Source organism: Angustibacter sp. McL0619 (assembly GCF_049994355.1).
Taxonomy (GTDB): Bacteria; Actinomycetota; Actinomycetes; order Actinomycetales; family Angustibacteraceae; genus Angustibacter.
Window position 1 is genome coordinate 2,938,732 of the sequence record NZ_CP188257.1, and the last position, 14,561, is coordinate 2,953,292.

The window sequence follows — 14,561 nt, forward strand, 5'->3', positions numbered from 1 at the left end:
CCGCTCTGCTCGGCCGGTCCTAGACCGGGGTGAACTCCACGCGCCGCTGACCGACGTCCGCCTTGACGAGGCGGACGCGAAGTGTGGCACCCAGCTGGACGTCGCCCGAGACAGGTGCCAGCACCGGCGGCTGGCGCAATTGAACGATGCCCCCAGGCCCCTTGTCCCGCAGATCCACGACGACACCCTCGAACGCCTCCCCCACCCGGGGAGCGAGGACCGCCGCCTCGACGGCGTCGGTGCACGCGTGGTCCAGCCGGTTCGCCTGCTGGTCCGAGCTGTTCATCAACGCAGGCAACGCCTCCAGTCCCTCACGAACCCAGCCGGGCACGGGCTTGTCCCGGCACAGCGCCTCGCACACGACCAGCCCGAACCGGTCGACCAACCGGCGCAGCGGCGCGGTCACGTGGGCGTACTGGTCGGCGACCGCCGCGTGCTCGGTCACCTCCGGGACGTCCCCGTCGAACGGCGTGTAGCCCGCACCCCGGAACAGCGCCGCCGCCTCGTGGATCAGCGCGAGCTGGTGCGGGTCGTCGCGATCCAGCGATCGCAGGAACACGCCGTACTGCTGCTCGGCCGGCCAGCGCGCGCCGAGCACCTGTGCCTGCCGGCGGAAGCGGGCCAGCGAGTGATGCGAGGGCGGCGGCATCGTGCGCAGCACACCCACCTGACCGGCCAGCATGATGTCTGCCGCGGCCATGCCGGTCATCAAGGAGATCTGCGCGTTCCAGTCCGAGATCATCGACGGCGGGCGCAGCCGCACCTCGTAGTGGTCGTCCTCGCGCACGACCTCCTGCTCCGGCATCGGCAGGCTGGCTCCGCCCCGTTCGGCCTCCAGCCGCAGCCGGCGCTGGCCGATCTCGCGCAGCAGCGCGATCCGCGGGTCACCGGCCTGCTCGAGTGCGGCCGCGGACTGCTCGTCCAGCCGGTCGACGCTGCGCACCATCGCGCGGACCACGTCGGCCGAGCGCAGCTCGCCCTCAGGGTCGAGCGCCAGGTCCCACACGTAGGCGGGACGCAGCTGGCCGGGCAGCAGGCTCCCGGCCTCCTCGCTGATGGACGTCGGGTGCAGCGGAGTGCGCCGGTCCGGTGAGTAGAGGGTCTGGCCGCGTCGGCGCGCCTCCGCGTCGATCACCCCGCCCGGCTCGACGAATGCGGTGAGGTCGGCGATCGCGTACCGGACCCGGTACCCGCTGCGGGTGGGCTCGAGGTGCATGGCCTGGTCGAGGTCGGGCGAGCCGGGCGGGTCGAGGGTGAAGAACGGCAGGTCGCTGAGGTCACGGTCCGGCAGGCGGGGCGCGCGCACCGCGTCCGCGGCCGCCAGCTCGACCTCGGGCGCGAACTGCTCGGGCAGGCCCAGCTCGTCCCGGATGGCCGCGAAGACGTCGTCCAGTACCGGCGCGGCACCTGCGGTGTCGCGCAGCCGGAGGCGTCGTTGGATCACGGCGTCACCCTAGCCAGGTTGACGCCGGACGGCAGACCCGGCGCCTCGTGACCACCCGCAGCGCACCCGCCACGCTCCGCCTAGGCTCACCTGGTGCTCGTGCTGCTGCCGCCCTCGGAGGGCAAGACCCGCCCGGGACGGCGACGAGGCACGCTGGTGCTCGACACGCTGTCCTGGCCCGAGCTGAACGAGGCCCGCTCACGGGTGCTCGCCGCCCTGGCCGAGACCAGTGGGCGGCACGACGCCCTCAACGTGCTCGGCGTCGGCGCGTCGCTCGCCTCCGACGTGGAGGCCAACCGCAGCCTGCACGTGGCACCCACCGCACCGGCGGGCGAGGTCTACAGCGGGGTGCTGTACGACGCACTGGCGCTGGCCGACCTGTCCCCCGCTGCACGTCGCCGAGCCAACCGCTGGCTGGTGGTCACGTCGGCGCTGTGGGGGGTGGTGCGCCCCACGGACCGCATCCCCGCCTACCGGCTGTCGATGGGGACGACGTTGCCCGGCATCGGGACGCTGGCCGGCTACTGGCGGCCCCTGCTGGACGCGCCGCTGACCGCAGCCGCGGGCCGCGGCCTGGTCGTGGACCTGCGCTCGTCCACCTACCAGGCGGCCTGGACGCCGTCCGGCCCGGTGGCGGCTCGCACCGTCGCCGTCCGGGTGCTGCGCGAGGTGGCCGGCCGGCGCACGGTGGTCTCGCACATGGCCAAGCACACCCGCGGGCAGGTCTGCCGCCTGCTGCTGGAGTCCGAGCGCGAGCCCCGGACCGCCGAGGCGCTCGCGCTGGTCGTCGGCCAGCGCTGGCGGTGCGAGCTGGTGCCGCCCATCGCGCCCGGACGGACCTGGACCTTGGACGTCGTCATCGACGGCGCGACCGAGGTCGCCGATGACAGCTGACCTGCTGGACGAGCTGCTTCACCGGGTGCTCCCGGTACTGGTCTTCCTGGTCGGCATCACGGTCGTGGCCGAGCTGAGCGAGGTCGCCGGGGTGTTCGAGGTGGCGTCCTCGACCGCCGCCCGGTGGGCACGTGGCCGGGTCTGGGTGCTGTGGGCCCTGGTCGTGCTCCTGGCCACCGCGTGCACGGTGGTGCTGTCGCTGGACACCACCGCCGTCCTGCTGACGCCCGTGGTGCTGACCCTGGCGAGCCGGCTGAAGGTGTCCACGGCAGCCTTCGCCATGACCACGGTGTGGCTGGCCAACACTGCGTCGCTGCTGCTTCCCGTGTCCAACCTGACCAACCTGCTGTCCCTGCACCGGATGCAGCAGCTGGGGGTCGGCATCGGCGGCTACGTCCGGCTGACCTGGCTGCCGGCGCTGGTCGCGGTACTGGTGACGGTCCTCGTCCTGGGGGTGCTGTTCCGTCGAGACCTGGTCGGGCACTACGAGATCGCACCACCGCGGGTGCCCCACGACCGGGTGCTGCTGGTGACGTCGGCGACGGTCTGCCTGCTGCTAGGCCCGGCCTTCGTCACTGGGGTGAACGTGGCCTGGCCGGCCTCGGGTGCCGCGCTGCTACTGGTGGTGGTGTTCCTGTGGCGGGATCGCTCGCGGCTCGGCTGGGCACTGCTGCCCTGGCGGGCCGTCGTCGTGGTCACCGTTCTCTTCACGATCGTGTTCGTGCTCGGCCGGTGGGGACTGAGCGACCTGCTGGCCGCGGCGTCCGGGGTCGGCGAGGGGTTCCCGGCCTACCTACGGCTGGCCGGCACGGCGGCGTTGGCCGCCAACGTGATCGACAACCTGCCTGCCTACCTCGCGCTGGAGCCGGCCGCCGGGGACTCCCCGGCCCGCCTGGTCGCCGTCCTGATCGGGGTGAACTGCGGACCGTTGCTCACCTTCTGGGCGTCGCTCGCCACTTTGTTGTGGCGCGAGCGCTGCCGGGCGCGCGGCATCGCGGTGCGCTGGTGGGTGTTCGCGCTGCGCGGGCTGCTGCTCGTGCCGCTGCTGCTGGTGTGCTGCACCGCAGCCCTGGCCGTCGTCGCCTGACCCGCCTTGTCGCCCGACCCCCACATTGTCGCCTGACCCCCACTTGTGATGGGTTGTCGGCCACTCATGCACGTCTGAGACCCCGCGAACCCATCACGAGTGGGGGACGGAGGGGCGAGGCGGGGGACGGGGTGGGGGACGGAGGGGCGAGGGACGGCGGGGGGCGGGCGGGTCAGACCGGCAGGACCGACACGATGGACAGGTCGCCGGACGGGTAGCCCTTGGGCGCGATGGTCACGTCGACCCGGCCGGTCAGCGCGATCGTCCACGGCACGATGTCGGACGGCAGGACCTCACCGGGACGGTGCACGTGATACAGCCGCTGGTGCACGTCGGAGAACTCGTTGACCGTGCCGGCCAGCACGTTGAGCAGCTCGTTGGCGTTCTCCTGCAACGAGTCCGGCAGCACGCCGTCCTCGACTGCGGCCTCGGCGCCGCCCGGCGGCACCAGCCCGAGCGCCGCACCGACGCTCGCGGTCAGCGGGAAGTCCATCACCGCGACGGTGGTGAGCTGGTTGCGGTCGTCGACGAAGACCGCGGTGCACGGACCGGGCTTGGACTCCATGTCCGGACGGCGTCCGTAGGAGAGCATGACCTCACGGCCGAGCAGACCCTCGAACAGCTCCTTGACCGACTGGTTCGTCGGAAGCGCCATGACCTACCCCCTTCAGCCCAGCACCGGCGTAAGAGCCTCGCTGAAGCCCTCCGGCGTGAACGGCTTGACGATGACGAACCGGGCGCCCGCGTTCTGCGCGACCTCGCGCATGTCCTCGGAGCCCTCCGAGGTGACGAAGCCGAACGGCGTCTGGTCACCCCCCGCGCGCAGCGCGCGCAGGAACTCGATGCCCGTCATGTTCGGCATGTTCCAGTCGGACAGCACGACGTCGGGTGCGTGCTCGCCCACCTTGTCCAGCGCGTCCGCGCCGTCCACCGCTTCGACGACCTCGTGACCGTCGAACCCGGCCTGACGCAAGGTGCGCACGACGATCTGCCGCATCACCCTGCTGTCGTCGACCACCAGGATCCTCATCGCCTGTCTCCTTCGTTGAGCTCGTGATCGGCGATGCTCTGAAGGCGCCACACCCCGACCCGGGCGACGTGCCCTGGCCACTCGACACCGGTGCGGCACAACAGCTGTGCGTGCACGGGGGCCCACTCGAATGCCACCTTGGGCAGTCCGAGCGACGTCCGTCCGGCAAGCAGTGCCTTGACGTTGCCGCCGACCACGTTCACCACCTCGCCGACCGCGTCCGCCACGTCGGCCTCACTGACCTCGTCCGAGTCCTCCAGCTGGAGCATCACGCGGGTCACGTCCACCGCGGTCGAGCGCGGGAGCGTGACGGTCACCAGGCAGTCCCAGTCCCCGCTGAGCTGGACGGACGCCGTCAGGGCGCCGTGCAGCTCGAACGCGCGGTCCGCTCGGACGGCCGGCAGCCCGAGCATGGACTCCCACACGTCGGCCACGATCTGCCAGACGTCGTCCGCATGCGGCGGGGCCTGGCTCGTCGTAGCGGTCATGCGGACTCCTCGGCCAGGTCGGGCAGCAGACCCAGCAGGAGCAGCTTGTCGCGCATCGCGTCCGCGGTGAACGGCTTGATCAGGTACTCGTGCGCGCCGGCCGCGAGCGCCCGGACGATCTGGCTGTGCTCGCTCTCGGTGGTCACCATCATCAGGGTGACCGAGCGCCACGCCTGCTCGGCGCGCACCCGGGTGACGAAGGTGAGGCCGTCCATCACCGGCATGTTCCAGTCGACGCAGGCCAGGTCGGGCAGCGGCCCGGCGGCGAACAGGTCCAGCGCCTCCTGCCCGTGCCCGGCCTCCAGCACCTCGTCGTACCCGAGGTCCGTGAGGATGCGCGAGACGATGCGCCGCATCGCTCGCGAGTCGTCGATCACCAGTGCGCGCATCACGCCACTCCCTTTGCTGCCTGCGGCGTCAGCCGGTAAACAGAGCCGCGACCAAGAGCCTGCCGCTGCCACATGTCGTCGATTCCCATGGTCGTCTCGGGTGCACCGAGGTAGAGGTAGCCATCCGGCGCGAGCACCTGGCGCAGCCGGCTCAGCACCTCGCGCTTGGTGTCCAGGTCGAAGTAGATGAGCACGTTGCGCAGGAAGATCACGTCGAACGTGCCGAGGCCGGTCAACGGCCGGGCCAGGTTGAGCTCGCGGAACGAGGTCCGCGCGGCCAGTGCCGGGTTGATCCGCCAGCCCCCGCCGTCCCGCTCGAAGTGGCGAACCAGGCTGGTCGCCGGCAGGCCGCGGTTGACCTCGAGCTGGCTGTACCGGCCTTCCCGGCAGCGCTCGACCATCTCCAGGGACAGGTCCGTGCCGAGCACCTCGGTCGACCAACCGGCCAGGCCGGGCGTGTCCGCCAGCACCATCGCGATGCTGAACGGCTCCTGACCGCTCGAGCAGGCGGCCGACCACACCCGCAGCCGCCGGGTCGTCGCCCGCGACTTCATCAGGTCGGGGAGCACCTGGTCGCGCAGACCCTGGAACGGCTCGCTGTCCCGGAACCACGACGTCTCGTTCGTGGTGAGAGCCTCGACGATCGCGCGCACGGCCGGACCCCCGACGTCGCGCCGGGCCCGCTCGACGTAGGTCTCGATGTCCGGGTCACCCTGGGCGCGGGCCAGCGGCAGGAGCCGCGACTCCACCAGGTACTCCTTGCCGCTGGACAGAGCCAGCGCACTCTCCCGCCGCACCAGCGTGCACACGAAGTCGAAGGTGTCTGCTGCGATGGTCATCGCGCACTCCCGACGACCATGCCGGACTGGCCTGGAGCCGCGACGGCGACCCTGCGGACCAAGGACGCCGCCAGCTCGGACAGCGGCAGCACCTCCTCGGCGGCGCCGACCTCCACCACGGAGCCGGGCATCCCCCACACGACCGAGCTCTGCTCGTCCTGCACCAGCACGCTGCCACCGGCCCCGACGACGTCCAGGCTGCCCCGGCGTCCGTCCGAGCCCATGCCGGTCAGCACGGTCGCCAGGACGCCGGCGCCGTAGGCCTGGGCGGCGGAGCGGAAGAGGACGTCGACCGCCGGGCGGCAGAAGTTCTCCGGCACCTGCTGGTCGATCGTGGTGAGCATCTGGTCGCCGAGTCGGCGCAGCCGAAGGTGGTAGTCGCCGGGAGCGAGCACGACCAGGCCGGGACGCAGTCGCTCGCCGCCCTCGGCCTCGACGACGGTGAACGGCAGGTTGCGGTCCAGCCGCGCAGCGAACTGGCGGGTGAAGACCGGGGGCATGTGCTGGACGACGACGACGGGCACCCGCAGGTCGGCGGGCAGCAGCCCGAGCAGCGTGGACAGGGCCTCGGGACCACCGGTCGAGCAGCCGATGGCCAGCACCTCGTACGGGGCCTGTCGCGGCTGGCGAGGTGCCAGGAGAGTGGTGGCGGGGTCCCGTGTCGCGGCGGAGGCACCGAGCGGCCGGCGCTGAGCCGAGCCCAACGTCGAGCCCGGCGATCCACCGGAGCGGGCGACCGGCGGCACCAGCGCCTTGATCTTGGGAACCAGCGAGGTGCGGACCTGCTCCAGCGAATCGGAGATGCTGCCGCTGTTCGACGGCTTGGTGACGTAGTCGCTGGCACCGGCTTCGAGGGCGTCCAGGGTTGCGCTGGCGCCTCGCTCGGTGAGCGTGCTGAACATGATCACCGGGATCCGGTGACCGTCGGCACGCAGCTGGCGCAGCGCCGCGATGCCGTCCATCTCGGGCATCTCGATGTCCAGCGTCACCAGATCAGGCGCGACCTGGGCGAGCTTGGTGAGCGCGAGTCGTCCGTTGGACGCCGTGCCGACGACCTCGATGTCCGGGTCGGACGACAGTGCGTCGCTCACGAGCCGTCGAACGACGACCGAGTCGTCGACGACGAGCACGCGGACAGGGGCGACCAACACGACTCTCCTCGGATGCCGCCGACCTCGTGTGGGCCGGCAACTGCCTGTTCGGCAGTGGGGCAGCGGATCTGAGAAGACCGTCGGTTCGGTCAGCAGCCGGGTCGGCTACCCCGCGCCACCTGCCAGGGGCGCACCAGGGTGGTCAGGTGGTCGTCGCCGAGCAGGTCGCTGACCACCATCGCCTGGACGACGCCGCTGAGCGCGTTCCAGGACCCTTCGGCCGCGTCCAGCGAGGTGAGACCAGCGCTGCGGAAGGCCAGCACCGCCCGCATCTGGGCGGCGGCCGCCAGCCGGGTCCGACCCGACAGGTGCGCAGCCCAGCCGGCGTCGTGCATCGCCTGGGTCCAGCCGCCGGTGCCGGATCGCAGCAGGTCAACGGCCGAGCGCCACTCGCGCCGCTCGGCCTCGTTCCAGGTCGACAGCCCCTCGAGGAGCGTGCCGACCTCAGCCAGGCCGTCCGCCGAGCTGGGCGGCGCCGAACGCAGGACCGACAGGAACGGTCCGGCGAGGTGACGGCGGCTCCCGTCGTCCAGAACGGTCGCGCAGAACGCGGAGGCGGCGGCGTCGCACAGCACCTCGGCGGCCATCCGGTCACGCAGCCGCTGCAGGCTCACCTCCTGGACGACCTCCCACGTCCAGTCCAGCACTTCGTGACGGATCAGCTGCTCGAGCGAAGCCAGGTCACCCAGCGGAGCCCCGGTGAGCCGGGTCAGCAGGTCCGGCCCGGCCAGCTGCTCCCCGGCGGCGGCGAGGTCGAGCTCGGTCGGCATGGCGCCGAGCACCGAGGCCATTCGCGGCAAGGTCGCGGCTGCCGCGGTCGCGCGGTCCCAGCAGGCCGGCCGGCACGAACCGGGGTGCATGTTGGCCAGGGCCTGCATGGTGCTGGCGTCCGCCGAGAGCGCGACCAGCACGACCTCGGCGACGTTGGGGCCGCTCGGAGTCCGCACCAGGTCGAAGCCCAGTGCGGGCGCACCTACCAGCGTGTAGGCCATCGGCGGTCCATCCCAGTCTTCGGTGGCCCTCAGGGTCGCGCAGCGTCCGGTGCCGGCGCTACGCGGATCGCCGTCAGGCCACCCGATCGACAGAGTCTGAGCGCTCTGCGTCAGCAAGGCTCACTGTCAGTGCCGGATCGGGTCAGCAGCGGCGTCAGTAGGTGAAGCGGGCGATCTGGGCACGCAGCTGAGCGGCCATCGAGGACAGCTCCTCGATCTCGTGGCGCGACATGCCGACGGCCTCGGTCGTCGAGGCAGACGCCGCCGCCACCCCACCGATGTTCGCCGCGATCTCCCCCGAACCCGACGCCGCCTGCGTCACGTTCCGACTCATCTCGTGCGTTGTCGCGGTCTGCTCCTCCACCGCCGACGCAATCGTCAGCTGATAGTCGTTGATCGAAGCGATGATGGCGCCGATCTGCTCGACCGAGCTGACCGCCGCCGACGTGTCGGCCTGGATCGCCTCGACCCGGCGCGCGATGTCCTCGGTCGCCCGGGCGGTCTCGCGGGACAGCTCCTTGACCTCGCCCGCGACGACCGCGAAACCCTTGCCCGCCTCGCCGGCCCGAGCCGCCTCGATGGTGGCGTTCAACGCGAGCAGGTTGGTCTGCTGGGCGATCGAGGTGATCACCTTGACCACGTTGCCGATCTCGGTCGAGCTCAGGCCGAGCCTGGACACCGAGGAGGTGGTGGAGGCCACGGCCTCGACGGCCTGCGCGGCGACCCGCGCCGCCTCGTTGGCCGAGACCGAGATCTCCAGGATGGAGGCACCCATCTCCTCGGCGCCGGCCGCGACCGTCTGCACGTTGCGGGACACCTGTTCGGCCGCCGCCGCGACGATCTCCGCTTGAGCCGACGCCCGCCGGGCGCCGGTGGTCACGGCCTCGCCGGACGATGCGAGCTCGGTCGCGTTGGAGGCCACCTGCTCGACGGACTCGGCGACCTGCGCCACCACGACACGCACCGACTCCTGGGCTTCGTTCAGCGCGGCCGCCATCTGGCCGACCTCGTCGGCGCCGGCAACGAGGGCGCGGGCCGTCAGGTCGCCGTCGGCCATCGCGACCAGGTTGTCGCGGACCCGGCCGACCCGGCGCACGATGCCGGAGGAGATGAGGGTCGCCGAGACCGCGACGACCAGGCCGGCCGCGCTGACCACGAACACCACCACCAGCCTGGCCCGGCGCGCGTCGGCACTCGCCTGCGCGACCTCCCTGGCAACCCGGTCCGAGACCGACTGCACCAGGTCGCTGGTGGCTTGCAGGATCTGGCTGTACGTCGCCCGCTCAGGCCCCAGGATCGTGGCCTCGGCGGTGTCCACAGACTGGCCGTCACGGAGCCCGTACAGCGTCTTGACGGAGTCGTCGGTGGCGAAGAACTCGTTCCACAGCACGCCCATCCGGGAGAACGCGGCGCGCTCGTCGTCGGTCATGTCGCGGGTCGGCATGTTGGCCAGGGTGGCGCGCACCGAGGCGGCGGACTTGAGGTAGTTGGCCCGGCTCTCGCTGGCGTCGTCCACCGCCACAGCCGGGGTCCGTCGGCGCGCGTCCCAGGCGTAGGACGCCTGCCAGCCCAGGATGTCAGCGTTCGAGAAGCGCACCTGCTGGAGCTGGTTGGACAGGGCCTGCAGTCGCTGCAGCCGCTGGGTCGTCGAGGCCAGGTCCCCGAGGGCGACGAACGCGCTGCCGCCGACCAGAACCGCGGACAGCACGCCCACCCCGCCCACGGCCAGGATCTTCGTGCGCAGCCCGAAACCCTTGCGTGCCAGCGCCCGCGGCGTCCGGTGTGCCAGGGCGAGCGCTCGGCCCGAGGCCCGGACGCCGCGCCGGACCACCTGCCGGGCCGCACCCGCGGCGCCGACTAGCGGCTTGCGGCGCGTCGGCCCCTGCGTGCTCGTCTGGTCGTCCATGACCGTTCCTCCGGTGGGTGGTCAGAAGCCGACGGCGCGGTCGGCGTCGAGGGCGAGAACGAGACGGCCGGGCAGCTTGTACGCGCCGAGGATCAGCTCACGCTCGGCACCGAGGAGGGTGTCCGGAGCGGGCTCGAAGTCTTGCTCGTCCACCTCCACGACGTCACCGATGGTGTCGACCAGCAGGCTGACCGGCTCACCGGCGATCTGCACGACGACGACCATCGGCTCGCCCTCGGTGCGTTGCGGCAGCCCGAGCGGAACGCGCAGGTCGACGGCAGTCAGTACCTGACCGCGCAGGTTCACCAGACCGGCGACCTGCGGCGGCGCGAGCGGCACCCGGGTGCGGGACTGGCTGCGCAGCACCTCCTGCACCTGCTCGACCTGGATGCCGAGGGTGTGCCCGTCGAGGGTGAACGTGGCCAGCTGGCGGCTCACGCCGTCACCGCCGCAGTCAGGACGCCGGTACTCGGCTCGCCGGTGCGGTCGGGGCCCTGGTCGGCTGCGGTGAAGAAGTTCGGGTCCGCTGCCTGGATGGCTGAGCGGACGTCGAGCAGCTCGATCACCCGGTCGCGCACGACCGCCGAGCCCAGCAGGCCGTCGTCCTCGATGTTGCTGCTGACGTCCACGCCATCCACGATGTCCACGATCTCCTCCACGACGAAGGCCACGCTGCGCCCCGCGCTGCTGTAGACGATGACGGTCAGGTCCTCGTCGGCCCGCACGTTCGACGCGTGCAGGTGCTGACCCAGCCGGATGGTGGGCAGGATGCCGCCGCGGTATTGGATGACCTCGCGACGTCCGACGTGCTCGACCCGGTTGGCGGCGACCTGCTCGAGCCGGGTCACCATCGCCAGCGGGATCGCCACCTGGCGTCCGTCGCCGATGCCGGCGAGCAGCACCTGGTCGTGGCCGGCACCAGTGACGTCCGCGTCGCTGCGTACGGCGAGGTCGCGCTCCAGCGCGTCCTGGCGCAGGCGGCGCTTGGCCAGCGCCTGCACGTCGAGGATCAGCGCCACGGCGCCGTCCCCCAGAATCGTTGCGCCCGAGTAGATTCCGATGGACTTCAACCGCGCAGCCAGCGGCTTGACCACGATCTCCTCGGAGTTCAGCACGCGGTCCACCAGCAGCCCGAACCGGCGGCCGTCGGTCTGCAGCACCGCGATCACCAGCTGGCCGTCGTCGCGGGCCGGCTCGAGCTCCAGGACGTCGCTGAGCCGCACGATCGGTAGCAGCATGCCGCGCAGCCGGAAGACCTCCGCGGAGCCGACCCGTTCGAGCTGGTCCGCGGCCTGCCGGCTGTCCAGCGCCACGAGCTCGGCGAGGTTGACCTGCGGGATCGCGTACCGGTCGCCGGCGCACTCGATGGTCAGCGAGGACACGATGGCCAGCGTGAGTGGGATGCGCAGCCGGCAGGTCGTGCCGCGGCCGAGCACCGACTCGATCTCGATGGTGCCGCCAATGGCCTCGATGTTGGTCTTCACGACGTCCATGCCGACGCCACGACCGGACACGTTGGTCACAGCCGCCGCAGTGGAGAAGCCGGGCGTGAAGATCAGCTGCAGGACCTCGACCGCACTGAGCCGGTCGAGCTGGGCCGCGGTGCGCAGCCCCTTCTCCTGCATGTTGGCGCGGATCCGCTCTGGGTCGATCCCAGCGCCGTCGTCGTTCACCTCGACGACGACCTGGCCACCCTCGTGGAAGGCCCGAAGGGTGAGCACACCTTCGGCCGGCTTGCCTGCGGCGGTGCGCTGCTCGGCCGGTTCCAGGCCGTGGTCGACCGCGTTGCGGACCAGGTGGGTCAGCGGGTCCTTGACCGCCTCGAGAAGGGTGCGGTCCAGCTCGGTCTCGCGACCGACCATCTCCAGGCGGACCTGCTTGCCGCACTGGGCACCGAGGTCGCGCACCACCCGCGGCAGCTTCGACCACAGATGGTCGATGGGCTGCATGCGCGTCTTCATGACGCCTTCTTGCAGCTCGGTGGCGATCAGGTTGAGCCGCTGGGACGCGCGGACCAGGTCGATGTCCTCCTGCAGTCCGGCCTGGCGGACGATCTGGTTGCGGCAGAGCACGAGCTCGCCGACCTGACGCATCAGGCTGTCCAACAGGTCGACGTCCACCCGGATCGAGGACTCGGCGATGGAGCGCTTCGGTCCGACAGCCAGCGCGGCGGGAGCCAGCGCGGCGGGAGCCAGCCCAGCGGCGCCGCCGTCCAGCACGACCTGGATCCGGGCGACTGCGGCAGTCACGTCGACGGTGCCTTCGGTGCCGTCCGCCTCGATGGCAGCCAGCAGCTCGCGCACGCCGTCGACCATGGCCAGCAGCACGTCGGCGATCGGCGCGGTCATCGTGAGCTTGCCGTCACGCAGCCGGGCCAGCAGGTTCTCGCCGACGTGGGTCAGCGACTCCAGGCGAGAGAAGGCCAGGAAGCCACTGGTCCCCTTGATCGTGTGGATCGTCCGGAACACGCTGGCGAGCAGCTCACGTGAGCCCGGATCACGCTCGAGCTCCACGAAGTCCCGGTCGAGCTGGTCCAGGTTCTCGTGGCTCTCCACCAGGAACTCCTGGACGATCTCGTCCGTGTCATCCACGTGGTACTCCTGCAAGCCGGGGTCGGATCCGTTACCCGGCCTATCGGCCGGGCGAGGGTTGAACTGAGTTGGTTCAGTAGGTGAAGCGGGCGATCTGGGTGCGGAGCTGGGCAGCCATCGCCGACAGCTCCTCGATCGCCACCCGGGACTGACCCACCGCCTCGGTGGTGGACGCCGAGGCCGCGGCCACGCCGGTGATGTTGACCGCGATCTCCCCCGAGCCCGATGCCGCCTCGGCGACGTTGCGGGCCATCTCCTGGGTGGTCGCGGTCTGCTCCTCCACCGCGGACGCGATCGTCAACTGGTAGTCGTTGATCTGGCCGATGATCGACCCGATCTGCGCCATGGCCACCACGGCGCCCTGGGTGTCCACCTGGATGGCCTCGACCCGCCGAGCGATGTCCTCGGTCGCTCGAGCGGTCTCCCGAGCCAGCTCCTTGACCTCGCCGGCCACCACGGCGAAACCCTTGCCCGCCTCCCCCGCCCGAGCGGCTTCGATCGTCGCGTTCAACGCCAACAGGTTCGTCTGCTCCGCGATGGAGGTGATCACCTTGACGACGTTCCCGATCTCCGTGCTCGAGGCGCCCAATGCCGCCACGGACCCGTTCGTCGACTCCACCACCTGCACTGCTGAGGACGCCACGCGCGCCGCCTCGTTCGCGCTCACCGCGATCTCACGGATCGAGGAGCCCATCTCCTCGGAGCCCGCCGCGACCGTCTGTACGTTCCGTGACACCTGCTCAGCGGCGGCCGCAACGACGCCAGCCTGCACGGACGCGTCCTCCGCGCCGGCCGTCACGGCCTCAGCCGACGAGGACAGCTGCACCGACGACGCCGAGACCGCCAGTGCGGACGACGCCACGCCCGCCACCACCACGCGCACCGACTCCTGAGCCTCGTTCAACGCCGCCGCCATCTGCGCGACCTCGTCCCGGCCGGCCACCTCAGCCCGTGCGGTCAGGTCGCCTTCGGCCATCGCGGTGAGCACGTCCTTCACCCTTGCGATCGGCCGCACGATGGAGCGGCTCACGAACAGGCCTGCCACCGCGGACAGTGCGAGGGCGAGGGCGGCGGAGACGATCACCAGCAGACGCACGAGGCCGGCGTCGTTCGTGGCCTTTCGGTCCACCGCGTCGACCTTCGCGTCGGCGTACCTGTCGAGCTTCTCTGTCTGGGTCAGCAGGTCCGACCACTGCGAGTCGAGGTCCCCCGTGCTGAGCATGTCGTAGGCCGACTTGAGGCCGGCCGGGCTGCCGTCGCGCAGCAGCCCGATCATGTTGTCCGTGGACGCGAAGTACTCGTCCCACAGGTCGCTGATCTTCTGCAGCGTGTCCTTCTCGGCCGCGGTCAGCGGCAGCTTGGCCAGATCCTCGATGATCTGCGAGCCGTCGGCCTTGTCGGCCATGATCCCGGCGACGGTCTCGCCGCTCGGCTCGGTCGCCTTGGGGCCGCCGTCGACCTGGGCGTGCATCCACAGGTAGGCCTGCCACCCGCTCACGTCGGCGTCGAGGTAGCGCAGGTCGTTGATCTGGTCCCGCATGGCCTGCGCCCGCGACGACTCCTTACGGTTGGCCGCCTGGACCTGCTGACCCCACACACCGGTGGCCGCGAGCACCGCCGTCAGGGCGCAGACCACGCCGAAGGCTGCGAATAGCCGGCGTCCGACAGAACGGTTCAGACCGAGCAAGCGCATGACGGGCAGTCCTCACGAACGGGAGATGGTGGTCGATCACCCGATCGGTCGGCCGCA

14 protein-coding genes are annotated in these 14,561 nt (G+C 71.3%); 2 read left to right on the forward strand and 12 right to left on the reverse strand.

Annotated features, from left to right (window positions below):
* Nucleotides 1-19: 19 nt before the first annotated feature.
* Nucleotides 20-1,444, reverse strand: a complete 1,425-nt coding sequence (locus ACPPVT_RS13595) for an RNB domain-containing ribonuclease (protein WP_426561094.1) — start codon at nt 1,442-1,444, stop codon at nt 20-22.
* Between the two features lie 93 nt (nt 1,445-1,537).
* On the opposite strand from ACPPVT_RS13595, the gene ACPPVT_RS13600 reads away from it, so the two are divergent.
* On the forward strand, nt 1,538-2,338 hold the full coding sequence (locus tag ACPPVT_RS13600; RefSeq protein WP_426561096.1) for a YaaA family protein: 801 nt from the start codon (nt 1,538-1,540) through the stop codon (nt 2,336-2,338).
* Nucleotides 2,328-3,425 carry an SLC13 family permease gene (locus ACPPVT_RS13605; RefSeq protein ID WP_426561098.1) on the forward strand — a complete coding sequence of 366 codons (1,098 nt, stop codon included), beginning with the start codon at nt 2,328-2,330 and terminating at the stop codon, nt 3,423-3,425. The genes ACPPVT_RS13600 and ACPPVT_RS13605 overlap by 11 nt, the downstream gene beginning before the upstream one ends.
* A gap of 172 nt (nt 3,426-3,597) precedes the next feature.
* Here ACPPVT_RS13605 and ACPPVT_RS13610 read toward each other — a convergent pair whose 3' ends face one another.
* The 11 genes from ACPPVT_RS13610 to ACPPVT_RS13660 all read right to left on the reverse strand — a co-directional run bounded on the left by ACPPVT_RS13610 (nt 3,598) and on the right by ACPPVT_RS13660 (nt 14,504).
* The gene (locus tag ACPPVT_RS13610; protein WP_426561100.1) at nt 3,598-4,080 is read right to left on the reverse strand and encodes a hypothetical protein; all 483 of its coding nucleotides are present in this window, start codon (nt 4,078-4,080) and stop codon (nt 3,598-3,600) included.
* Nucleotides 4,081-4,092: 12 nt separating this feature from the next.
* The gene (locus ACPPVT_RS13615) at nt 4,093-4,455 is read right to left on the reverse strand and encodes a response regulator (protein WP_426561102.1); all 363 of its coding nucleotides are present in this window, start codon (nt 4,453-4,455) and stop codon (nt 4,093-4,095) included.
* Nucleotides 4,452-4,943, reverse strand: a complete 492-nt coding sequence (locus ACPPVT_RS13620) for a chemotaxis protein CheX (protein ID WP_426561104.1) — start codon at nt 4,941-4,943, stop codon at nt 4,452-4,454. Before ACPPVT_RS13620 ends, ACPPVT_RS13615 begins: the two co-directional genes overlap by 4 nt.
* Entirely contained in the window at nt 4,940-5,332 is a 393-nt protein-coding gene (locus ACPPVT_RS13625) for a response regulator (protein ID WP_426561106.1), read from the reverse strand. Before ACPPVT_RS13625 ends, ACPPVT_RS13620 begins: the two co-directional genes overlap by 4 nt.
* Complete coding sequence (locus ACPPVT_RS13630) at nt 5,332-6,171, reverse strand: CheR family methyltransferase (protein WP_426561108.1); 840 nt, start codon at nt 6,169-6,171, stop codon at nt 5,332-5,334. The genes ACPPVT_RS13625 and ACPPVT_RS13630 overlap by 1 nt, the downstream gene beginning before the upstream one ends.
* A complete protein-coding gene (locus ACPPVT_RS13635; protein WP_426561110.1) occupies nt 6,168-7,322 on the reverse strand; it encodes a protein-glutamate methylesterase/protein-glutamine glutaminase in 1,155 nt (384 codons plus the stop codon). The genes ACPPVT_RS13630 and ACPPVT_RS13635 overlap by 4 nt, the downstream gene beginning before the upstream one ends.
* Before the next feature lie 89 nt (nt 7,323-7,411).
* Nucleotides 7,412-8,314, reverse strand: a complete 903-nt coding sequence (locus ACPPVT_RS13640; protein WP_426561112.1) for a hypothetical protein — start codon at nt 8,312-8,314, stop codon at nt 7,412-7,414.
* A 154-nt stretch (nt 8,315-8,468) separates the two neighbouring features.
* Nucleotides 8,469-10,220 (reverse strand): methyl-accepting chemotaxis protein, encoded by a 1,752-nt coding sequence (locus ACPPVT_RS13645; protein ID WP_426561114.1) that lies wholly within the window; start codon nt 10,218-10,220, stop codon nt 8,469-8,471.
* Nucleotides 10,221-10,241: 21 nt separating this feature from the next.
* Nucleotides 10,242-10,658 carry a chemotaxis protein CheW gene (locus ACPPVT_RS13650; protein WP_426561116.1) on the reverse strand — a complete coding sequence of 139 codons (417 nt, stop codon included), beginning with the start codon at nt 10,656-10,658 and terminating at the stop codon, nt 10,242-10,244.
* Nucleotides 10,655-12,811 (reverse strand): chemotaxis protein CheW, encoded by a 2,157-nt coding sequence (locus ACPPVT_RS13655; protein WP_426561118.1) that lies wholly within the window; start codon nt 12,809-12,811, stop codon nt 10,655-10,657. The genes ACPPVT_RS13650 and ACPPVT_RS13655 overlap by 4 nt, the downstream gene beginning before the upstream one ends.
* Nucleotides 12,812-12,884: 73 nt before the next feature.
* Nucleotides 12,885-14,504: a methyl-accepting chemotaxis protein gene (locus ACPPVT_RS13660; protein WP_426561120.1), complete on the reverse strand. Its 1,620-nt coding sequence runs from the start codon at nt 14,502-14,504 to the stop codon at nt 12,885-12,887.
* Nucleotides 14,505-14,561: the final 57 nt, after the last annotated feature.